The organism is Sphingomonas sp., from assembly GCF_041661825.1.
GTDB lineage: Bacteria > Pseudomonadota > Alphaproteobacteria > Sphingomonadales > Sphingomonadaceae > Sphingomonas.
Genome location: NZ_JBAZTU010000006.1, coordinates 410,842 through 428,029 on the forward strand (window position 1 = coordinate 410,842; position 17,188 = coordinate 428,029).

Consider the following 17,188-nt stretch of genomic DNA (forward strand, 5'->3'; position numbering starts at 1 on the left):
GAGCCACAATGCGCGCCCTTTTCCTGCTGTCCGCTGCGTTCGTCCTCACTGCCGCGGCGCCCGATGCGCCCGATGCCCCCGAAATCCCGCTACAGACGCTGAAAGACGTGACGAAGACGCTCTCCTCCGACGATTTCGAGGGCCGCGCCCCGGCCACACCCGCCGAGGACAAGACGACCGCCTATATCGTCGAGCGCTTCAAGGCCGCGGGCCTGAAGCCTGGCAACAAGGGTGCGTGGTTCCAGGACGTGCCGCTGGTCGAGATCACCGGCCAGGACGTCTCCCCGCTCACCTTCACCGGGGGCAAGACACCGGTCAGCCTCGCCTATCGCACCGACATGGTCATCGCGACCTATCAGGTCGTGCCAAAGGCCGACGTGAAGGACAGCGAGGTCGTGTTCGTCGGTTACGGCATCAACGCGCCGGAGCGGGGCTGGAACGACTATGCCGGTATGGACGTGAAGGGGAAGACGGTCGTCATCCTGGTCAACGATCCCGACTGGCAGACCATGACCCTCGACGGCGATTTCGGCGGCCGCGCCATGACCTATTATGGCCGCTGGACCTACAAGTTCGAGGAAGCCGCGCGCCAGGGCGCCGCCGCCGCGATCATCGTCCATGATACCGAGCCCGCCGCCTATGGCTGGGGCGTCGTCCAGTCGAGCTGGACCGGCCCGCAGCTGCAGCAGGACACGCCGGGCGACCATATGGACCAGTCGAAAGCGATCGGCTGGATCCAGAAGCCCGCGGCCGAGGCGCTGTTCGCCAGCGCCGGCAAGGATTTCGCGGCGCTCTCCGCTGCCGCGAAGGTCAAGGGCTTCAAGGCCGTGCCGCTGGGCGTGAAGGCGAATGTCAGCTTTGCCAACACGATCCGCCGCCAGGCGTCGAAGAACGTCATCGGCATCCTGCCCGGCACCGAGCGGCCCGACGAGGTCGTGCTCTATTCGGCGCATTGGGACCATCTCGGCCGCTGCGACGCCGTCAAGGGCGACGACATCTGCAACGGCGCGGTCGACAATGCCTCGGGCGTCGCCGCGCTGGTCGCCATGGCCGAGGCCAATTACAAGGCGGGCGCGGCGAAACGCTCGCAGGTCTTCCTTGCCGTCACGGCCGAGGAATCGGGCCTGCTTGGCTCCAAATTCTATGCCGAGAACCCGGTCTATCCGCTCGGCAAGACGGTCGGCGGGGTCAATATGGACGCGCTGAAGATCTACCCCGAGGCAAAGGATTTCGTGATCACCGGCGCGGGCAAGTCCGAGCTCGAAGACATGGTCAAGCCGATGGTCGCGGCGCAGGGTCGCCGCATCGCGCCGGAGCCCACGCCCGAGCGTGGTTATTATTACCGCTCCGATCATTTCAGCTTCGCCAAGCTCGGTGTGCCGATGCTCGACGGCAGCGCGGGCGAGGATCTGGTCGTCGGCGGCCCCGCGGCGGGCAAGGCAGCTGCGGACGATTACAACACCAACCGCTATCACAAGCCGCAGGACGAATATGATCCCGCCTGGAACTGGGGCGCGGCGCTGCAGGACGTGAAGCTCTATTACACCATGGGCCGCACCCTTGCGGACGGCTCGTCCTGGCCTAATTGGTATCCGACCGCCGAATTCCGCGCGGTCCGCGACAAGAGCCGCGCGGAGGCGAAGTAAGCATGAGCCGGATCACCCCACCCCCCGAATGGGCGCCGCACAAGGCCGTCTGGATCGGCTTCCCGAGCCACCCCGATCTGTGGCTCGAGGATCTCGATCCGGCCCGCGAGGAGGTCGTCGCCTTTGCCCGCGCCGTCCATGCCGATGGCAAGGGCGAACGCGTGCTGCTCGTCGCCGCTGACGAGGAAGCGGCCAGGGCAGCGAAAGCGCTGGCCGGCGACGCGGCACAAGTGGTGGTCGAGCCGTTCGGCGACATCTGGCTGCGCGATACCGCGGCGATCGTCACCGGCGACGGCCATGCGCGCGATTTCCGCTTCAACGGCTGGGGCGGGAAATACGACCTGCCCGGCGACGACGATATCGGCCTGCGCCTCGCGGAGCGGCGCCACATCAGGACCGAAACCTGCGACTGGATCCTCGAAGGCGGCGCAATCGACGGCGACGGCACCGGCCTGGTCGTCACTACCGAGCAATGCCTGCTCAACCCCAATCGCAACCCGGGCCTGTCACGCACCGAAATCGAGGCGCGGTTGGCCGAGGATCTCGGCTATTCCGAGGTGATCTGGCTCGGCGACGGGCTGATGCACGACCATACCGATGGCCATGTCGACAATCTCGCGCGCTTCGTGGCGCCGGGGAAACTCGCCATTCCCGAGCCCGACGACAACGACCCCAATTGGCTGGTCTATCAGAACGCCGCGCGCGACGCTGGCCGCCATGATGTGGAGATCGTCCGCATCCCCTCGCCCGGCCGCGTGCTGCGCGACGAGGAGATCATCCCGGCGAGTTATATGAACTTCTATATCGGCAACGCCGCCGTGGTGGTCCCGCAATATGGCGCGGCGAATGACGCGGCAGCGGTCGAGGCGATCCAGGCGCTGTTCCCCGACCGGCATGTCGTCGGGCTTCATGCCGATGCGATTCTGACCGGCGGCGGCAGCTTCCACTGCATCAGCCAGCAGATTCCCGCCTGACCTTTCCACGCGAAAGCCGTAAGGGGTCCGCATGACCGAAATCACCGTTGCCGCGCTTCAGCTCGCCTTTTCGAGCGATATCGACGCGAACATCGCCCATGTCTCCGAACTGGTCCGCGAGGCCGCGTCGAAGGGCGCGCAAGTCATCCTGCCGCCGGAGCTGTTCGAGGGCGAATATTTCTGCCGGGTCGAGGACGAAGGCCTGTTCGCAAACGCGAAGCCGGTCGGCGAGCACAAGGCCGTGCTGGCGATGCAGAGCCTCGCTGCCGAACTGGGCGTGACGATCCCGACCAGCTTTTTCGAGGCGGACGGCCCGCATCATTACAACAGCCTGGCAATGGTCGGCCCCGATGGCGGGCTGATGGGCGTCTATCGCAAGAGCCACATTCCCGATGGCCCGGGCTATGAAGAGAAATTCTATTTCCGCCCCGGCAATACCGGCTTCAAGGTCTGGCCCGGCCCGTCCGCGACGCTCGGCGTTGGGGTGTGCTGGGACCAATGGTACCCGGAGACCGCCCGCGCGATGATGCTGATGGGTGCGGAAGTCCTGTTCTACCCGACCGCGATCGGCAGCGAGCCGCATGACGCCGATCTCGACACCAGCCGGCTGTGGCGCCGCGCGATGGTCGGCCATGCCGTGTCGAACGTCGTGCCCGTGATCGCCGCCAACCGCATCGGCACCGAGCATGGCCAGCATTTCTACGGCCACAGCTTCATCACCGACGAACGCGGCGACCTGATCGCGGAGTTCGGCGCGGAGGAAACCGGCGTGCTGGTCGCCACACTCGATCTCGACCGGATCAAACGCCATCGTGCCGCCTTCGGCTTCTTCCGCGATCGCCGGCCGGAACTGTACGGGCGGCTGACTCAGGATATCTAGGGCGGGCGCCCGCGGAAAGCCGTTACGCTGAAACGAGTGGGCGACTATATTTTTCTTCCCCGGCGAAGGCCGGGGCCCAGTAGGGAGACAGAAGGAAACGGCCGTAGCGACTATTTCAAAAAGCCCCTCAACTGGACCCCGGCCTTCGCCGGGGAAGCGTACATGTTATCCCCAGACGAGCTCAGGCTGGCGGCACTCTAAGGCCGCGGCGCTTCGCCCACGTCCTCGCGGATCACCACGGGATTCGAACAGCCGTCCACCGTTCGGAGCACCGTCAGCACCTGCTTGGCAGGCGGTTCCGCCGTCAGCTTGTGCGGGCCGAGCGGGGCCTTCCGCTGCTCGGCCTTCTGGACGTTGCCGTTCTGGCAAACGGGCGTGACAGGAGCCTGATCGGGCGCCGGCGCGGCAGCCATCATGACCGGCAGGGCAAGGATCGCAACGATACGCATGGCGAACTCTCCTCGATGATGATCCATCATATCATGGGACGGCCCGATTTCATCCGGAATCCACGCCGTTTCGGCTGAGTTCAGATTGGGTCGCCCATGCCCGCGCGCATGCAGAAGACAACGCACATCCTGAACGCCGCGTCGAATCTGCTTGGCATCACCCTGCTCATCATCGCGGGCCTGCACATCACCAACCAGGCGCAAAAATCGCTCGCCGACGAAGTCGCCTGGCTCAGCGCGGTCTGCTTCAGCATGAGCTGCGGCCTGTCCTACCTGTCGATCCGGTCACCGCTCGAGCTCGATCGCTGGGAGGGCTGGGCCGACCGCACGTTCCTGCTCGGCATCGTCACCCTGGTCGTCGCGGTGCTGGTGCTGGCGCTCTAGGCCGGCTTCAGCTCGAGCGCCCGGGCGAACACCGCGTCGAACATCTCGTCGGTCAGCCGGCCGGTATTCTGGTTGTAGCGCGAGCAATGATAGCTATCGATCAGCAGGCGCCCGTCAGGCACGCGGTGCTCCGCGAGATGCGCGAAGCGGCATTTCGGCAGCCTGCCGCCCATGATCTTCACCGCCGATTGATGCGCGACCTGCCCGAGCGCGACGAACACCCTTGCCCTCGGCAAGGCGGCGACCTGCCCCTCGAGGAAGCGCCGGCAGGTACGGATTTCCTCGGGCACCGGCTTGTTCTGCGGCGGCAGGCATTTGACGGCGTTGAGGATCATGGCCCCGTTCAGCCGCAACGAATCCTCGGGCGTGCCCTCATAGTCGCCGCTGGCGAGGCCATATTTGGTGAGCGCTCTGAACAGCAGCGCGCCCGAACCGTCGCCGGTAAAGGGCCGCCCGGTCCGGTTCGCCCCCTGCTTGCCCGGCGCGAGCCCGACGATCACCAGCCAGGCATCGGGATCGCCCCAGGCGGGCACCGGCGCATTCCACCAGTCGGGCTGCTCGGCCCGGACCGTCTCGCGATAGGCGGCGAGGCGCGGGCAGAGCGGGCAGTCGCGGGACGGCTCGGTATCGGGGATCGGGCTTGGGGCGAACATCATTGGGCGCTACGCACGTCCGCGTGCCGATAACAAGATATGCCATCGCGATCGGATCGAACCGCCCGGGCCGTCACGGCCTGCCCGAGGCGGCGTTGCGGGCGGCGATCGCGGCGCTCGGGCCGGTCGTCGCGGTGTCGCGCTTTTTCCCGACGCCCCCGCTCGGCCCTTCGTCGCGCCGCTTCGTCAACGCCGCGCTGATCCTCGATTCGGCCGACTCCCCGCCCGAACTGCTCGCGCGCCTGAAAGCAGTTGAACGCGATTTCGGTCGCCGCGCCGGCCGGCGCTGGGGCGCCCGCGTGATCGATCTCGACATCATCCTCTGGTCGGGCGGCATCTGGTCCGATGCCGCGCTGACGGTGCCGCACCGTGCCTTTCGCCAGCGCCGTTTCGTGCTCGATCCGCTGGTCAGCCTGGTCCCGGCCTGGCGCGATCCGGTCACCGGGCTGACGATGCGCCAGCTCGCGGCACGCGCACGCGCGGTTGACCGCCGCCCGCGCCGCTCGTAACGCGCGTCCCTGGTCGGGGCCCGTAGCTCAGTTGGTAGAGCAACGGACTTTTAATCTGTAGGTCTCGGGTTCGAATCCCGACGGGCCCACCACCACCTTGTCGCCCCTAGCGCGCGACACCCAGCGGACGGGCGCGTGCCCTGAGGCTGCCGATTAGCCCGGCGAGCGGCTCGCCCGGATTCTCGTCGGTCCAATAAGCGCGCACCGGGAACAGTGCGTCGGCCGCGTCGACCGGGCGCACCACGATCCCTTCGCTCAGCAATTCCTCATGGCTGCCGCTGATCAGCGCGATGCCGTCGCCCTTGGCGACCCGGTCGAGAATCCTGGGCGGACCGAGATCCATGATCGTCGTGTTGAACGCCGGCCCGATCGGCAGGATGCGCTGCGCGAGGAAACGATGCATGTCGCCGCCGAACTGCTGCTGCGAGGTCAGGAAGATCTCATCGCGCAGGTCGGCCGGCTCGACCGCCGCCGATGCGGCCAGTCTATGGCCCGGCGGCATCGCGACCAGCACCCGGTCGTGCCACAGCCCGATCGAATGCGTGCCCGGCTCGGGCTTGCCCGGCAGCACCGCCAGCGACAGGTCGCCGTTCCTGAGCGCCGGGAGCAAGGCGCCGCGCTGCATCTCGTGCACACCGATATCGACCTCGGGCCGGCTGCGCGAGAAGACCAGCAGCTCGTCCGCCAGCCGGTCGCGACAGATCGACGCGAAACATCCCACTGCGAGATTTCGAAGGGATTCTGCGCCCTTGCGTGCATTGATGCCGGACCCGGCGGATACACTTTCCATGACATTAATCCTGCGCGATCAGGCGGCGCGGCGACTGCGGCTTGCGACGAATGCGACGAAGCTGCGACGAAGCCGACATCGCCCGCGACCGGGCTGCAGGCCCGCCCTTCTGCAAAACACCGAAATGGCGCTATCATGTCGGGGTAGAGGGGCAGAGTTACCATGCAGGATCGACCGGGCATCGACGCCATTCGCGAGCCGGATTCGGTCGGGGAGCCGGCCGCTGCGCTGTCGCAGCTCCGCGCCATCGCCGAACTGCGCGAGAGCGAAGAGCAGTTCCGCATGCTCGCCGAGAACCTGCCCGGCCTGTGCTGGGTCGGCGACGAGAATGGCGTGCTGCGCTGGGCCAACAGCCAGTGGTACGAGATGTTCGGCGGCACCAGCGCGGAGCAGGGCGACCCGAGCCAGATCTGCCATCCCGACGACCTGCCGCTCGCGCTGAAGACCTGGAAACAATCCTGGGACGCGGGCGAGACCTCGACGGTGCTGCTGCGCATGCGCTGCCCGGACGGGACCTATCGCCCCTTCCTCAGCAAGGCAGTGCCGATCCGCGATGCCTCGGGTGCGGTGGTGCGCTGGTGCGGCGTCCAGATCGATTTCAGCGACAAGCAGGCGCATGACCGGCGCCAGGCGGTGCTGCGCACCTTCCACGACCAGTCGCGCGACCTGAGCAATGCCGACGCGATCCTGACCTGCCTGTCGCGCATCCTGGCTGAGCATCTCGGCATCCCGCATCTGCTCTATGGCGGCACCGACGGCGGCGACCCGAAGACGCTCAAGGTGTTCCATGCCATGGGCGGCGTGCCGCAGGACGGCGCGGCCAACCGTTTCGCGCTGAACCAGGCCTTTGCCAGCCTTGCCCAGCGCGACGACTGGCACCAGAGCCAGGCGGTCGAGGACAATCGCCTGTTCGGCCGCAGCCCGGACGATCCGGTGCAGCGCGCCGCCGACCTGATGGGCGTGCGATCGAGCATCAACGTGCCGATCGTCAAGGAAGGCCGGCCGGTCGCGATGCTGGCGGTGCTCGACAGCACCCCGCGCGTCTGGACCCGCGACGAGATCGAGCTCTGCGAGGAACTGGCCGAGCGCGTCTGGGCCACCCTGTCCCGCGCCCGCGCCGAAGCGGCGCTGCAGGAGCGCGAGCGCAACCAGGCCTTCCTGCTCGCCTGGAGCGATCTGGTGCGCGGCCAGGCCTCGCCCGATGCGATCATGCGCACCACGCTTGAGGCGCTCGGCGAGCATCTCGGCGTCACCCGCGCGACCTTCTCCGAAAGCGACTCCGGCGGCCGGCTCTTCGACATCCTCGGCGAATGGTGCAACGGCGTGATCGGCATCGCCGGCATCAGCTTCTCGCTCGACGAGGTCGGCGACACGGTGGAGCAGGAATGGATCGCCGGCGCGATCGTCCGCTACGACGATGTCGTGACTGATCCGCGCATCGAGCAACACCGCGTACCCGCCTATCTCGCCGCCGAGATCCAGGCGTTCGTCAGCATCCCGCTGATCGAGAACGGCAAGGTCCGATCGGCGCTGTCGGTACAGAACAGCACCCCGCGCCGCTGGCGCGATGGGGAGGTCCAGCTGTTGCGCGACGTCGCCGAACGCGTCTGGGTGATGCTCGAACGCGCCCGCGCCGAGGCCGAGCTGTTCGAGCGCGAGCGCCACCAGGCCTTTCTGATCGACTGGAGCGACAAGGTGCGCGGCGAGGCGTCGCCCGACGCGATCATGCAGACGACGCTCGAATGGCTGGGCAAGCACCTCGGCGCCACGCGCACCACTTATGCCGCGTGCGATGCGAGCGGGAAGCAGTTCACCGTCACCGGCGAATGGCGCGACGGCGTCTCCAGCATCCGCGGCAACAGCTTCCAGCTCCAGAGCGTCGGCGCCGCGGTCGACCGCCAATGGACCGCCGGCGAGATCATCCGGTACGAGGACGTCGCCACCGACCCACGGCTCGAACCGGCCGCGGTCGCACGCTATCTCGGTGCCGACATCCAGGCATTCGTCAGCGTGCCGTTGGTCCAGGGCGGCCGCATGCGATCGGCCCTGTCGGTGCAGCACAAGGAAACGCGGCGCTGGCGCGAGAGCGATATCCAGCTGATCCACGACATCGCCGAACGCACCTGGGTCGCGCTGGAACGCGCCCATGCCCAGGCAGCACTGCAGGAACGCGAACGCAACCAGGCGTTCCTGCTCGCCTGGAACGACCGCATCCGCCAGCAGAACAGCGCGCGCGACATCCTCGCCGAGACGCTGGCCGCGCTCGGCGAGCACCTCGGCGCGATGCGCACCAATTTCGCCGAGACCGATGACGACGGCACCACCTTGTGCGTGCTGCAGGAATGGACCACCGGCCTGCCCAGCATCGTCAACCAGCGCTACCCCTCGGCCGCGCTCGGCACGAAGCTCGCCGCCGCGCATATGAGCGGCCTGCCGGTGCGGGTGAACGACGTCTCGACCGACCCGCGCTTCGACGAGCATAACCGGCCCCTGTTCGACTCGCTCCAGATCGCCGCCGTGCTGACCCTGCCGATGATGCGCGCGGGCGCGATCGTCGCGGTCCTCTCGGTCCAGCAGGACACGCCCCGGGTCTGGACCGACAGCGAAGTCGATCTGGTCCGCGACCTCGCCGACCGCACGCTCGCCGTGCTCGAACGCGCCCATAGCGAGGAGCGGCTCGCCGAAAGCGAAGCGCAGCTTTCCGCCTTCCTGGAGAATGCGCCGGTCGCGATGCACCTGAAGAATGGCGAAGGCCGCTATATCCGGGTCAATCCGGAATTCGCCAAGGCGCTCGGCCGGAGCCCGGAAGAGCTGCACGGCGCGCATACCGACGAGATCTTCCCGGCGGACATCACCGACGAACTCAACCGGCTGGAGCAGCTTGCCCAGAACGGCCAGGTCGCCAGCGCCGAGATCGCACTGACCGGCATGGGCGATGTCGCGCATGTCCTGTCGATGGTCTTCCCGATCACCGGCGCCGGCGTCGCGCGCACCGGCGGCTTCACCCTCGACCTGACCGAACGCAAGCGCGCCGAGGCCGATCTGGCCCGCTCGCGCGAGGCGCTCTATCAGACCGAGAAGCTCTCAGCCCTCGGCTCGCTGCTCGCCGGGGTCAGCCACGAGCTCAACAACCCGCTGTCGATCGTCGTCGCCCAGGCGGTGATGATGGAGCGCCAGTCGCGCGGCGGCGAGCTGGCCGAGCGCGCGCAGAAGATCCGCCGCGCCGCCGATCGCTGCGCCCGCATCGTCCAGACCTTCCTCGCCATGGCGCGCCAGAAAAGGCCCGAACGCGAGCCGGTCGATCTCAACGCCGTCGCCAATGCCGCCTATGATCTCGCCGAATACGGCCTGCGCAACGACGGCATCGCCGCGACGCGCGATCTCGCGCCGGCGCTGCCCAATATCTCGGCGGATTCGGACCAGCTCCACCAGATCATCATCAACCTGATCGTCAACGCGCAGCAGGCTTTGGTCGAGGCGGGCGTGCCCGATCGCGCGCTGACGATGCGCACCACCATCGGCGACGACCCCGGCACCGTCATCCTCGAGGTCGCCGACAATGGCCCGGGGATTCCGGAGGAGGCGCGCCGCCGGGTCTTCGAACCCTTTTTCACCACCAAGCCGCAGGGCCAGGGCACCGGCGTCGGCCTCTCCTTCTCGCAAGGCCTGGCCGAAGCGCATGGCGGCCGGCTCGAGCTGGTGCCCGCGGTGCGCGGCGCCTGTTTCCGCCTGACCCTTCCGATCGACGCCGAGCCCCCCGTGGCGGCGATCGTCGAGGAGCCCGCGCCCGAGGTCGCGTTTCCCGCGCGCAAGGCGCTGGTCGTCGACGACGAGCTGGAGATCGCCGAATCGCTCGCCGACTTCCTCTCGATCGAGGGTTTCGTCTGCGACATCGCGGTCGGCGGCGACGCCGCGCAGGAGAAGCTCGCGCGCGGCCAGTACGACCTGATCATCAGCGACCTGCGCATGCCCGGCATCGACGGGCCGCAGCTCCATGCCTGGATCGCGGCGCAGCGCCCCGACCTGCTCGACCGGGTCGCCTTCGCGACCGGCGATACGCTGGGCGTCGCGGCGGCGCGCTTCCTCGATGCGGTGAAACGCCCCGTGCTCGAAAAACCCTTCATGCCCGATGCGGTGCACCGGTTCCTCAAGCAGATGGATCTCGCATGACCACCCCCGCCAATCCGCATATCCCCCACATCGTTGTGGTCGATGACGAGGAAGACCTGCGCGAGCCGGTCGCCGCCTATCTGCGCGAGCAGGGCATGGAGGTCGACGAAGCCGGCGGCGGCGCCGATCTCGATGTCATCCTGGGGCGCGGCATGCCGACTCTGGTGGTGCTCGACGTGACCATGCCCGACGAGGACGGCTTCAGCATCGCGCGCCGGCTGCGCGCGCTGAACCCGACGATCGGCATCGTCATGCTCACCGCGCGGCGCGACGTGATCGACCGCGTCGTCGGGCTCGAACTCGGCGCCGACGATTACATCATGAAGCCGTTCGAGCCGCGCGAGCTGCTCGCGCGGATCCGCTCGGTGCTGCGCCGCCTCGCCGCGACTGCGCCCGTCACCGTCGCCGACAATGACGACGAGGCGGAGGAGGCTCCACCGGCGCCGCGCGGCAGCTATCAGGAGGAATTCTGGATCCCCACGTCGCGCGGCGAGATCCGCGTGCCGGTCGATACGATCGAATGGATCGAGGCGGCCAAGGATTATGCGCTGCTCCACACGCCGGAACGCAGCCATATGATCCGCATCACCATGGGAGCGCTCGAACAGGGGCTCGATCCGGCGCAGATGATCCGCGTCCATCGCTCGGCCTTCGTCCGGCCAGGATCGGTGCTGCGGATCAGCGCGATCGGGCGGCATATGGTGCTCGAACTGAAATCGGGCGCCGTCGTCCGCGTCGGCCCGCGCCACTGGGGCGAGGTGCGCCACCGCCTGAAAGCGTGACGATGCCGCACCGCAACAGATTCGTCGCACCGCCGTCGCAGCGCTGCGGACAAAAAAATGCGGATGCGCCAATAGAGTCGCGTACCGTCTAACCAAGCCCCCCCGGCGACGGCGGTACGCCGCGTTCGCCTTTGCCCCTCACTGGCGGCGCCATCATCGGCCATCCGGACCTCGTGTTCGGGTGGCCGATTTGCGTTTGGGGCTGGTTGCTTCCCTTTCTCCTCCCCCTTCTCTTCCCCGGCGGAGGCCGGGCCCTAGTTGGGGGACGCCCGTAAACTGGCGATGCGCTCCATTGCCGGAACCTTCCGACTGGACCCCGGCCTCCGCCGGGGAAGGGAAGAGGGAAAAGAGGGAAAAGAGGCAAATACCCCCATTCCGGTCGCATTCGTCCGACCGCACCGCGCCTCCGCCGCAGCTTCGTCGCACCGGTCGCGACCGGGGTTCATTCCGCATCCGTTCCCGTTAGCGGCCCCCCAGCGCGGCCAATCCGAGCCGCTGACAACAGCCCGGCACGATGACCGGAGAATACCAAGGGAATAGATTATAATGCGTTCTACCTTCCTCCTTCTCGCCACCGCCGCTGCGTTCGCGGCCACCCCTGCTTTTGCGCAGGACGAGGCGAGCAGCTTCACCGGTCCCCGTATCGAAGCGACCTTCGGTTATGATTCGACTCAGGCCGACGGCCTGCCGACCAGCCAGGACAGCGTGCACGGCGTGCGCGTCGGCGGCGCGATCGGGTACGACCTGCCGATCGGCTCGACTTTCACCATCGGCGCCGAGGCCGGCATCGGCTGGCAGGTGTCGGGCAGCGCCGACGCGCTGATCGGCGGCACCAACCTGCACCTGACCACCGGCCGCGATCTCGACGCGTCGCTGCGCCTGGGCGCCAAGGTGGCGCCGAGCACGTTGCTCTATGTGAAGGCGGGCTATGCCAACAGCCAGTTCCGCCTGCGCTCGACCACCGGCGGCACCGTCACCCATGTCAGCACCAACGAAGACGGCTACCGCCTCGGTGCCGGCGTCGAGCAGATGCTGGGCGACCATCTCTATGCCAAGGCCGAGTACCGCTTCAGCGACTATGGCGACGATGTTTCGCGTCATCAGGTCCTGCTCGGCGCGGGTTATCGTTTCTGAGCGGCACCCGCCTTTCCACCACCCGCAAAAGGGCAGCGCCGGTCACCCGGCGCTGCCCCGCGCGCAGGAGACATCCCGTGAAGCAGATCATGCCCGTCATCCTCGCCAGCTTCCCCCTCGTCATCATGATCGGGGTGTGGACCGGCACGCTCTGAATCGGTCGCGCCGCGTTTGCGTGCGGCGGACGGTTGTTCTTGCGGCTTGCATCGCCGCTATTCCCCGGTCCATCATATAGGATGGGAGCGCACAACATCGTGCAACAAGGCGGCGCCAGCCCGCTTCTCCCTCAGGAGGGGTCCGATGCTCGATCGCCGCACTTTTCTCGGCGCCACAGGCGCTGCCATTGCCACCGCTTTTCTGCCCATCAATGCCCGCGCCATGCCGCTCGGGCTTCCGCCGGGGCTTCAGCTCTGGGCCGTGAAGGACGATCTGGCGAAGGACTTCGCCGGCACGCTGAAATCGGTAAAGGCGATCGGCTATGACCGGGTCGAGGCCGCCGGTTGGGTCGGCCTCTCGCCGGCCGATTTCCGCAAGGGCGTGGCCGCCGCGGGGCTCGACTGCATCTCCTGCCATTATTCGATGCGCGAGCTGATGGACGAGTTCGACACCAAGCTCGCCGCCGCACGCGAGGTCGGCGTCAAATTCTTCGTCGCCTCTTCCCCTGCATCGACCAAAGCGCTCGATCCGAAGCGCCCCTGGGTCCAGGCCGTCGCCGAGGCGATGACGCTCGACGACTGGCGTCGCAACGCCGCGCGGATGAACGAGATCGGCGGGCGGGCGAAGGCGCTCGGCATGCGTTTCGCCTATCACAACCATCCGGCCGAATTCCTCGCTTATGACGGCAAGGTCGCGTTCCACGAATTGCTCGAGCATACCGATCCCGCGCTGGTCGCGTTCGAACTCGATCTCGGCTGGGCGGCTGCGGCCGGGCATGATCCGGCGCATGTGCTGAAGGAGCATGGCGCGCGGATCGAGCTGCTCCACGTCAAGGACATCGCGACGAAGGAACGCAAGCCCGGGCGGATCGCCGACGACCTGACCACCGTGCCGGTCGGCAAGGGCAGCATCGACTGGCCCTCGGTCTTCGCTGCCGCAAAAGCCGCGCCGATCAAGAGCTGGTTCGTCGAGCAGGAACCGCCATGGGTCCAGCCCCCGCTCGCCGCGATCGCCGAGAGCATGGCCTATCTGAAGACGCTGGCCGCATGACGGCCGGTCCCGTCAGATACGCCATGGTCGGCGGCGGCGAAGGCGCGTTCATCGGCCCGGTCCACCGCACTGCCGCCGCCATTGCCGGCAATTGCCGGCTGGTCGCGGGCGCGCTGAGCAGCGATCCCGAGCGCGCGAAACGCTCGGGCGTCGCGGCAGGCATTGCGCCCGACCGCAGCTATACCAGCTACCAGGCACTGTTCGACGGCGAGAAGGCGCTGCCCGAGGACGAGCGCGCCGAATTCATCTCGATCGTCACCCCTAATCATGTCCACGCGCCGGTCGCCATCGCCGCGCTGGAAGCGGGCTTTCCGGTGCTCACCGACAAGCCGCTGACCGACACGCTCGACGCCGCGCTCGCTTTCCAGGCAGCGGCCGCGCGTACCGGTGGGCTGGTCGGCGTCACCCACACCTATCTCGGCTACCCGATGGTGCGCCAGGCGCGCGCGCTCGTGGCGGCGGGAGACCTCGGCGCGGTGCGGCGAGTCGCGGTGCGCTATACCCAAGGGTGGCTGGCTGCGGCCGGCGACGCCGTCGGCAAGCAGGCCGAATGGCGCATCGATCCGGCGCGCTCGGGCCTGGCCGGGGCGTTCGGCGATATCGGCACCCACGCCTTCAACCTGGTCGAATATTTTACCGGCGAGCGCATGACCCGCCTCTCGGCCGAGCTGCGCGCGGCGGTGCCGGGCCGGCTGCTCGACGATGATGGTGCGGCGATGTTCCACCTCTCGGGCGGCGGACGCGGCACCTTGGTCGCCAGCCAGATCTGCACCGGCGATTCGAACGGGCTGGAGATATCGGTCTGGTGCGAAAAAGCGGGGATCCACTGGCATCAGGAGCATCCCAACCATCTGCGCGTCGCAAGGCGCGGCGGGCCGGAGGAGATCTGGACCCCCGGCGTCGATCGCACCTATCTGGGCGAGGCGGCGATGCGCGTCACGCGCGTGCCCTCGGGCCATCCCGAGGGCTATCTCGAAGCCTTTGCCAATATCTATCGCGATTTCGCCGATGCGGTACGCGGCAACGCGCCTGCCTTGCCCTGCTATGCCAGCCTCGCCGACGGGGTCGCGGGCATGCGGTTCATCCAGGCCGCGCATGACAGCAGCGCCGGCGGCGGCGCCTGGACCGATCTTGGAGACGATTCATGAAGGGTCCCGCCATTTTCCTGGCGCAGTTCGCCGGCGACACGGCGCCATATAATTCGCTCGGGTCGATCGCCAAATGGGCGGCCGATCTCGGCTATGCCGGGGTGCAGATCCCGACCTGGGATGCGCGGCTGTTCGACCTGAAACAGGCATCCGAAAGCCAGGATTATTGCGACGAGGTCGCCGGTTTCTGCGCCGAGGCCGGGGTCGCGATCACCGAGCTGTCGACTCATCTCCAGGGCCAGCTCGTCGCGGTCCACCCCGCCTATGACGAATTGTTCGATGCCTTTGCGCCTGCCGAAGTGCACGGCAAGCCGGCCGAGCGGACCGAATGGGCCAGGGAACAGGTCCGCATGGCCGCCCGCGCCAGCCGCCGGCTCGGGCTGAACGCGCACGCCACTTTCTCCGGCGCATTGCTCTGGCACACCATGTATCCCTGGCCGCAACGCCCCGCCGGGCTGGTCGAAGAGGGCTTCAGGGAACTGGCGACGCGCTGGCTGCCCCTGCTTGACGTCTTCGAGGAGAATGGCGTCGATGCGTGCTTCGAGATCCATCCGGGCGAGGACCTGCATGACGGGATCAGCTGGGAACGCTTCCTGACCGCGGTCGGCGAACATCCCCGCGCCAACATCCTCTACGATCCCAGCCATTTCCTGCTGCAGCAGCTCGACTATGTCGACTTCATCGACCGGTATCACGACCGGATCCGCATGTTCCATGTGAAGGACGCCGAGTTCCGCCCCAATGGTCGCGCTGGCGTCTATGGCGGCTATGCCGACTGGGCCGACCGCCCCGGCCGCTTCCGGTCGCTGGGCGACGGCCAGATCGATTTCGGCGCGATCTTCTCGGCCTTCACCAAATACGACTATGCCGGCTGGGCAGTGGTCGAATGGGAATGCTGCTTCAAGCACCCCGAACAGGGCGCCGCCGAGGGCGCGCCGTTCGTCGAGGCGCATATGATCCGCAAGGCCGACCGCGCGTTCGACGACTTCGCCGGCGCCGCGCCGGATGCGGCCCGCAATCGACGGATACTGGGGCTTGACTGATTCCCCTCCCTGAAAGGGAGGGGCTAGGGGTGGGTAGGCGAGCAAAGCTCGCCGCTCTACGCTCACCCCATGCGCCGCGTCCCGAAGCTGATGACCGACCGAGCCAGATCGCTCCGCCCCTAGCCAAAACGCGGCCTCCTGACTCTCCCCTCCCTGGAAGGGAGGGGTTGGGGGTGGGTACCGCCGAGGCACTCGGCGGCCTCCGACAGAATATATTCGGCGGCGCCCTCCGGATTGGCCAGAACATCGCTGTTCCACAGGCGAATGACTTTCCACCCAAGCCCCTCGAGCACCGCCGTCCGCTCCGCATCATAAGCCACCTGCTCATGATGCTGCCCGCCGTCGAACTCGACCGCCAGTTTCGCGGCGCGACACGCCAGATCGACGATGTAACGGTCAATCACCAATTGCCGCGTGAAAGAAGGGCGGTAACGTGACAACAGTCGCCAGAGTGCCCGCTCGGCCTCTGTCGCCTCGCGCCGCAACGACCGTGCCCGGTCGACCATCACTCTCGGAATGCGTCGCATGGGGCCAGCGTAGAACGGCGAGCTTCGCTCGCCTACCCACCCCCGACCCCTCCCTTTCAGGGAGGGGAGAAGGCTCCTACCGCCGCAAAACCCAGTTCAGCCCATTCTCCAGCTGCCGCAGGAACCACGGGTCCCGGTACGATTCGTCGGTGTGCCCCATCGCGGTGTAGAACACCCGTCCGCCCTCGAACTCATGCACCCACGCCACCGGATTGGGGTTCACGTCCGCCTCGCCGAGCGAGCCCGGGTCGACCGTCGCCAGCAGGTGAAGCCGCGGGTCGTAATCCTCATAATAATACCATTCGTCGACATGCCGGCTGACCGGCGCGAGGCCCTTCATCACCGGATGCTTCGGGTCGACCACCGTCACAGTCCCCTCGGGCGTGCCCTTGGGATGGCGCTGAAAATAGCCGCCGATCATCCGGCCGTACCAGGGCCAGTTGTAATGCGAATCCGCCGCCGCGTGGATGCCGACGATCCCGCCGCCGCGATGGACGAAGGCCTGCAACGCGTCGCGCTTGCTGCCGGTGAGCCATTCCGAGGTCGGATCGGTTTTCTTGCTGGTGTTGCTGATCAGGATGATCGCCTGAACCCCCTTCAGCCCCTCGGTGCTGAAAACCGCCGGGTCAGCGCTCGTGACCATGGTCACGCCCATCTTCTTGCCCATCGCCTGCAGCGCGACCACGCCCGGCTCGATCGAGGCATGGCGATAGCCGGTCGAGTAAGTGAAGATCAGGACGCGCGGCGCTTCTTTCGCCCCAGCGGCACTTGCGCCGGCACCCCCGCCGACCAGAGTCAGCGTGCCGAGGAGGATCGCCAGCAGGCGAAGCAAGTGTCTCATCGTCGATCCTCCCCACGGTCCGCGCTCTTTGCTTGGTACCGGTAACGCTATA

The 17,188-nt window shown here is 67.4% G+C and carries 16 protein-coding genes and 1 tRNA gene; 12 read left to right on the top strand and 5 right to left on the bottom strand.

What is annotated here, in order from left to right:
• Positions 1-8: 8 nt before the first annotated feature.
• The 3 genes from WC729_RS27050 to aguB are packed head-to-tail and all read left to right on the top strand — an operon-like array spanning position 9 to position 3,500.
• Positions 9-1,646: a M28 family peptidase gene (locus tag WC729_RS27050; protein WP_372857729.1), complete on the top strand. Its 1,638-nt coding sequence runs from the start codon at positions 9-11 to the stop codon at positions 1,644-1,646.
• 2 nt (positions 1,647-1,648) lie between these two features.
• Positions 1,649-2,620, top strand: coding sequence for an agmatine deiminase family protein (locus WC729_RS27055; protein ID WP_372857730.1), 972 nt, complete (start codon positions 1,649-1,651; stop codon positions 2,618-2,620).
• 31 nt (positions 2,621-2,651) lie between these two features.
• Complete coding sequence (aguB, locus tag WC729_RS27060) at positions 2,652-3,500, top strand: N-carbamoylputrescine amidase (RefSeq protein ID WP_372857732.1); 849 nt, start codon at positions 2,652-2,654, stop codon at positions 3,498-3,500.
• 197 nt (positions 3,501-3,697) lie between these two features.
• Here the strand turns inward: aguB and WC729_RS27065 are convergent, their stop codons facing one another.
• Positions 3,698-3,949: a hypothetical protein gene (locus WC729_RS27065; RefSeq protein ID WP_372857734.1), complete on the bottom strand. Its 252-nt coding sequence runs from the start codon at positions 3,947-3,949 to the stop codon at positions 3,698-3,700.
• A 108-nt stretch (positions 3,950-4,057) separates the two neighbouring features.
• Between WC729_RS27065 and WC729_RS27070 the strand changes: the two genes are divergently transcribed.
• Positions 4,058-4,333 carry a hypothetical protein gene (locus WC729_RS27070; protein WP_372857735.1) on the top strand — a complete coding sequence of 92 codons (276 nt, stop codon included), beginning with the start codon at positions 4,058-4,060 and terminating at the stop codon, positions 4,331-4,333.
• On the opposite strand, the gene WC729_RS27075 is transcribed toward WC729_RS27070, so the two are convergent.
• A complete protein-coding gene (locus tag WC729_RS27075; protein WP_372857736.1) occupies positions 4,330-4,989 on the bottom strand; it encodes a uracil-DNA glycosylase in 660 nt (219 codons plus the stop codon). The genes WC729_RS27070 and WC729_RS27075 overlap by 4 nt on opposite strands.
• Before the next feature lie 20 nt (positions 4,990-5,009).
• Between WC729_RS27075 and folK the strand changes: the two genes are divergently transcribed.
• Together folK and WC729_RS27085 are read left to right on the top strand one after the other, a co-directional pair.
• Entirely contained in the window at positions 5,010-5,495 is a 486-nt protein-coding gene (gene folK, locus WC729_RS27080) for a 2-amino-4-hydroxy-6-hydroxymethyldihydropteridine diphosphokinase (RefSeq protein ID WP_372857738.1), read from the top strand.
• Between the two features lie 16 nt (positions 5,496-5,511).
• Positions 5,512-5,587, top strand: a tRNA-Lys gene (locus tag WC729_RS27085).
• A gap of 14 nt (positions 5,588-5,601) precedes the next feature.
• Here WC729_RS27085 and WC729_RS27090 read toward each other — a convergent pair.
• Complete coding sequence (locus tag WC729_RS27090) at positions 5,602-6,285, bottom strand: LysR family substrate-binding domain-containing protein (RefSeq protein ID WP_372857739.1); 684 nt, start codon at positions 6,283-6,285, stop codon at positions 5,602-5,604.
• A gap of 162 nt (positions 6,286-6,447) precedes the next feature.
• Between WC729_RS27090 and WC729_RS27095 the strand changes: the two genes are divergently transcribed.
• From WC729_RS27095 to WC729_RS27120, 6 genes are all read left to right on the top strand, one after another.
• On the top strand, positions 6,448-10,455 hold the full coding sequence (locus tag WC729_RS27095) for a GAF domain-containing protein (protein ID WP_372857741.1): 4,008 nt from the start codon (positions 6,448-6,450) through the stop codon (positions 10,453-10,455).
• The gene (locus tag WC729_RS27100; RefSeq protein WP_372857743.1) at positions 10,452-11,237 is read left to right on the top strand and encodes a response regulator; all 786 of its coding nucleotides are present in this window, start codon (positions 10,452-10,454) and stop codon (positions 11,235-11,237) included. Before WC729_RS27095 ends, WC729_RS27100 begins: the two co-directional genes overlap by 4 nt.
• Before the next feature lie 546 nt (positions 11,238-11,783).
• On the top strand, positions 11,784-12,371 hold the full coding sequence (locus WC729_RS27105; RefSeq protein WP_372857744.1) for an outer membrane protein: 588 nt from the start codon (positions 11,784-11,786) through the stop codon (positions 12,369-12,371).
• Positions 12,372-12,671: 300 nt separating this feature from the next.
• A complete protein-coding gene (locus tag WC729_RS27110; RefSeq protein WP_372857745.1) occupies positions 12,672-13,577 on the top strand; it encodes a sugar phosphate isomerase/epimerase family protein in 906 nt (301 codons plus the stop codon).
• The gene (locus tag WC729_RS27115) at positions 13,574-14,725 is read left to right on the top strand and encodes a Gfo/Idh/MocA family protein (RefSeq protein WP_372857746.1); all 1,152 of its coding nucleotides are present in this window, start codon (positions 13,574-13,576) and stop codon (positions 14,723-14,725) included. The genes WC729_RS27110 and WC729_RS27115 overlap by 4 nt, the downstream gene beginning before the upstream one ends.
• A complete protein-coding gene (locus tag WC729_RS27120; protein ID WP_372857747.1) occupies positions 14,722-15,768 on the top strand; it encodes a sugar phosphate isomerase/epimerase family protein in 1,047 nt (348 codons plus the stop codon). Before WC729_RS27115 ends, WC729_RS27120 begins: the two co-directional genes overlap by 4 nt.
• Before the next feature lie 119 nt (positions 15,769-15,887).
• Here the strand turns inward: WC729_RS27120 and WC729_RS27125 are convergent, their stop codons facing one another.
• Both WC729_RS27125 and WC729_RS27130 read right to left on the bottom strand, forming a co-directional pair.
• Complete coding sequence (locus tag WC729_RS27125; protein WP_372857748.1) at positions 15,888-16,274, bottom strand: endonuclease domain-containing protein; 387 nt, start codon at positions 16,272-16,274, stop codon at positions 15,888-15,890.
• A 97-nt stretch (positions 16,275-16,371) separates the two neighbouring features.
• Complete coding sequence (locus WC729_RS27130; protein WP_372857750.1) at positions 16,372-17,136, bottom strand: ThuA domain-containing protein; 765 nt, start codon at positions 17,134-17,136, stop codon at positions 16,372-16,374.
• Positions 17,137-17,188 lie beyond the last annotated feature (52 nt).

What these genes read in the sequence shown, in the direction of transcription:
- WC729_RS27050 (WP_372857729.1), top strand. Translation starts at nt 9, where the DNA reads ATGCGCGCCCTTTTCCTGCTGTCCGCTGCGTTCGTCCTCACTGCCGCG.
- WC729_RS27055 (WP_372857730.1), top strand. Translation starts at nt 1,649, where the DNA reads ATGAGCCGGATCACCCCACCCCCCGAATGGGCGCCGCACAAGGCCGTC.
- aguB (WP_372857732.1), top strand. Translation starts at nt 2,652, where the DNA reads ATGACCGAAATCACCGTTGCCGCGCTTCAGCTCGCCTTTTCGAGCGAT.
- WC729_RS27065 (WP_372857734.1), bottom strand. Translation starts at nt 3,949, where the DNA reads ATGCGTATCGTTGCGATCCTTGCCCTGCCGGTCATGATGGCTGCCGCG.
- WC729_RS27070 (WP_372857735.1), top strand. Translation starts at nt 4,058, where the DNA reads ATGCAGAAGACAACGCACATCCTGAACGCCGCGTCGAATCTGCTTGGC.
- WC729_RS27075 (WP_372857736.1), bottom strand. Translation starts at nt 4,989, where the DNA reads ATGATGTTCGCCCCAAGCCCGATCCCCGATACCGAGCCGTCCCGCGAC.
- WC729_RS27090 (WP_372857739.1), bottom strand. Translation starts at nt 6,285, where the DNA reads ATGGAAAGTGTATCCGCCGGGTCCGGCATCAATGCACGCAAGGGCGCA.
- WC729_RS27095 (WP_372857741.1), top strand. Translation starts at nt 6,448, where the DNA reads ATGCAGGATCGACCGGGCATCGACGCCATTCGCGAGCCGGATTCGGTC.
- WC729_RS27100 (WP_372857743.1), top strand. Translation starts at nt 10,452, where the DNA reads ATGACCACCCCCGCCAATCCGCATATCCCCCACATCGTTGTGGTCGAT.
- WC729_RS27105 (WP_372857744.1), top strand. Translation starts at nt 11,784, where the DNA reads ATGCGTTCTACCTTCCTCCTTCTCGCCACCGCCGCTGCGTTCGCGGCC.
- WC729_RS27110 (WP_372857745.1), top strand. Translation starts at nt 12,672, where the DNA reads ATGCTCGATCGCCGCACTTTTCTCGGCGCCACAGGCGCTGCCATTGCC.
- WC729_RS27115 (WP_372857746.1), top strand. Translation starts at nt 13,574, where the DNA reads ATGACGGCCGGTCCCGTCAGATACGCCATGGTCGGCGGCGGCGAAGGC.
- WC729_RS27120 (WP_372857747.1), top strand. Translation starts at nt 14,722, where the DNA reads ATGAAGGGTCCCGCCATTTTCCTGGCGCAGTTCGCCGGCGACACGGCG.
- WC729_RS27125 (WP_372857748.1), bottom strand. Translation starts at nt 16,274, where the DNA reads ATGGTCGACCGGGCACGGTCGTTGCGGCGCGAGGCGACAGAGGCCGAG.
- WC729_RS27130 (WP_372857750.1), bottom strand. Translation starts at nt 17,136, where the DNA reads ATGAGACACTTGCTTCGCCTGCTGGCGATCCTCCTCGGCACGCTGACT.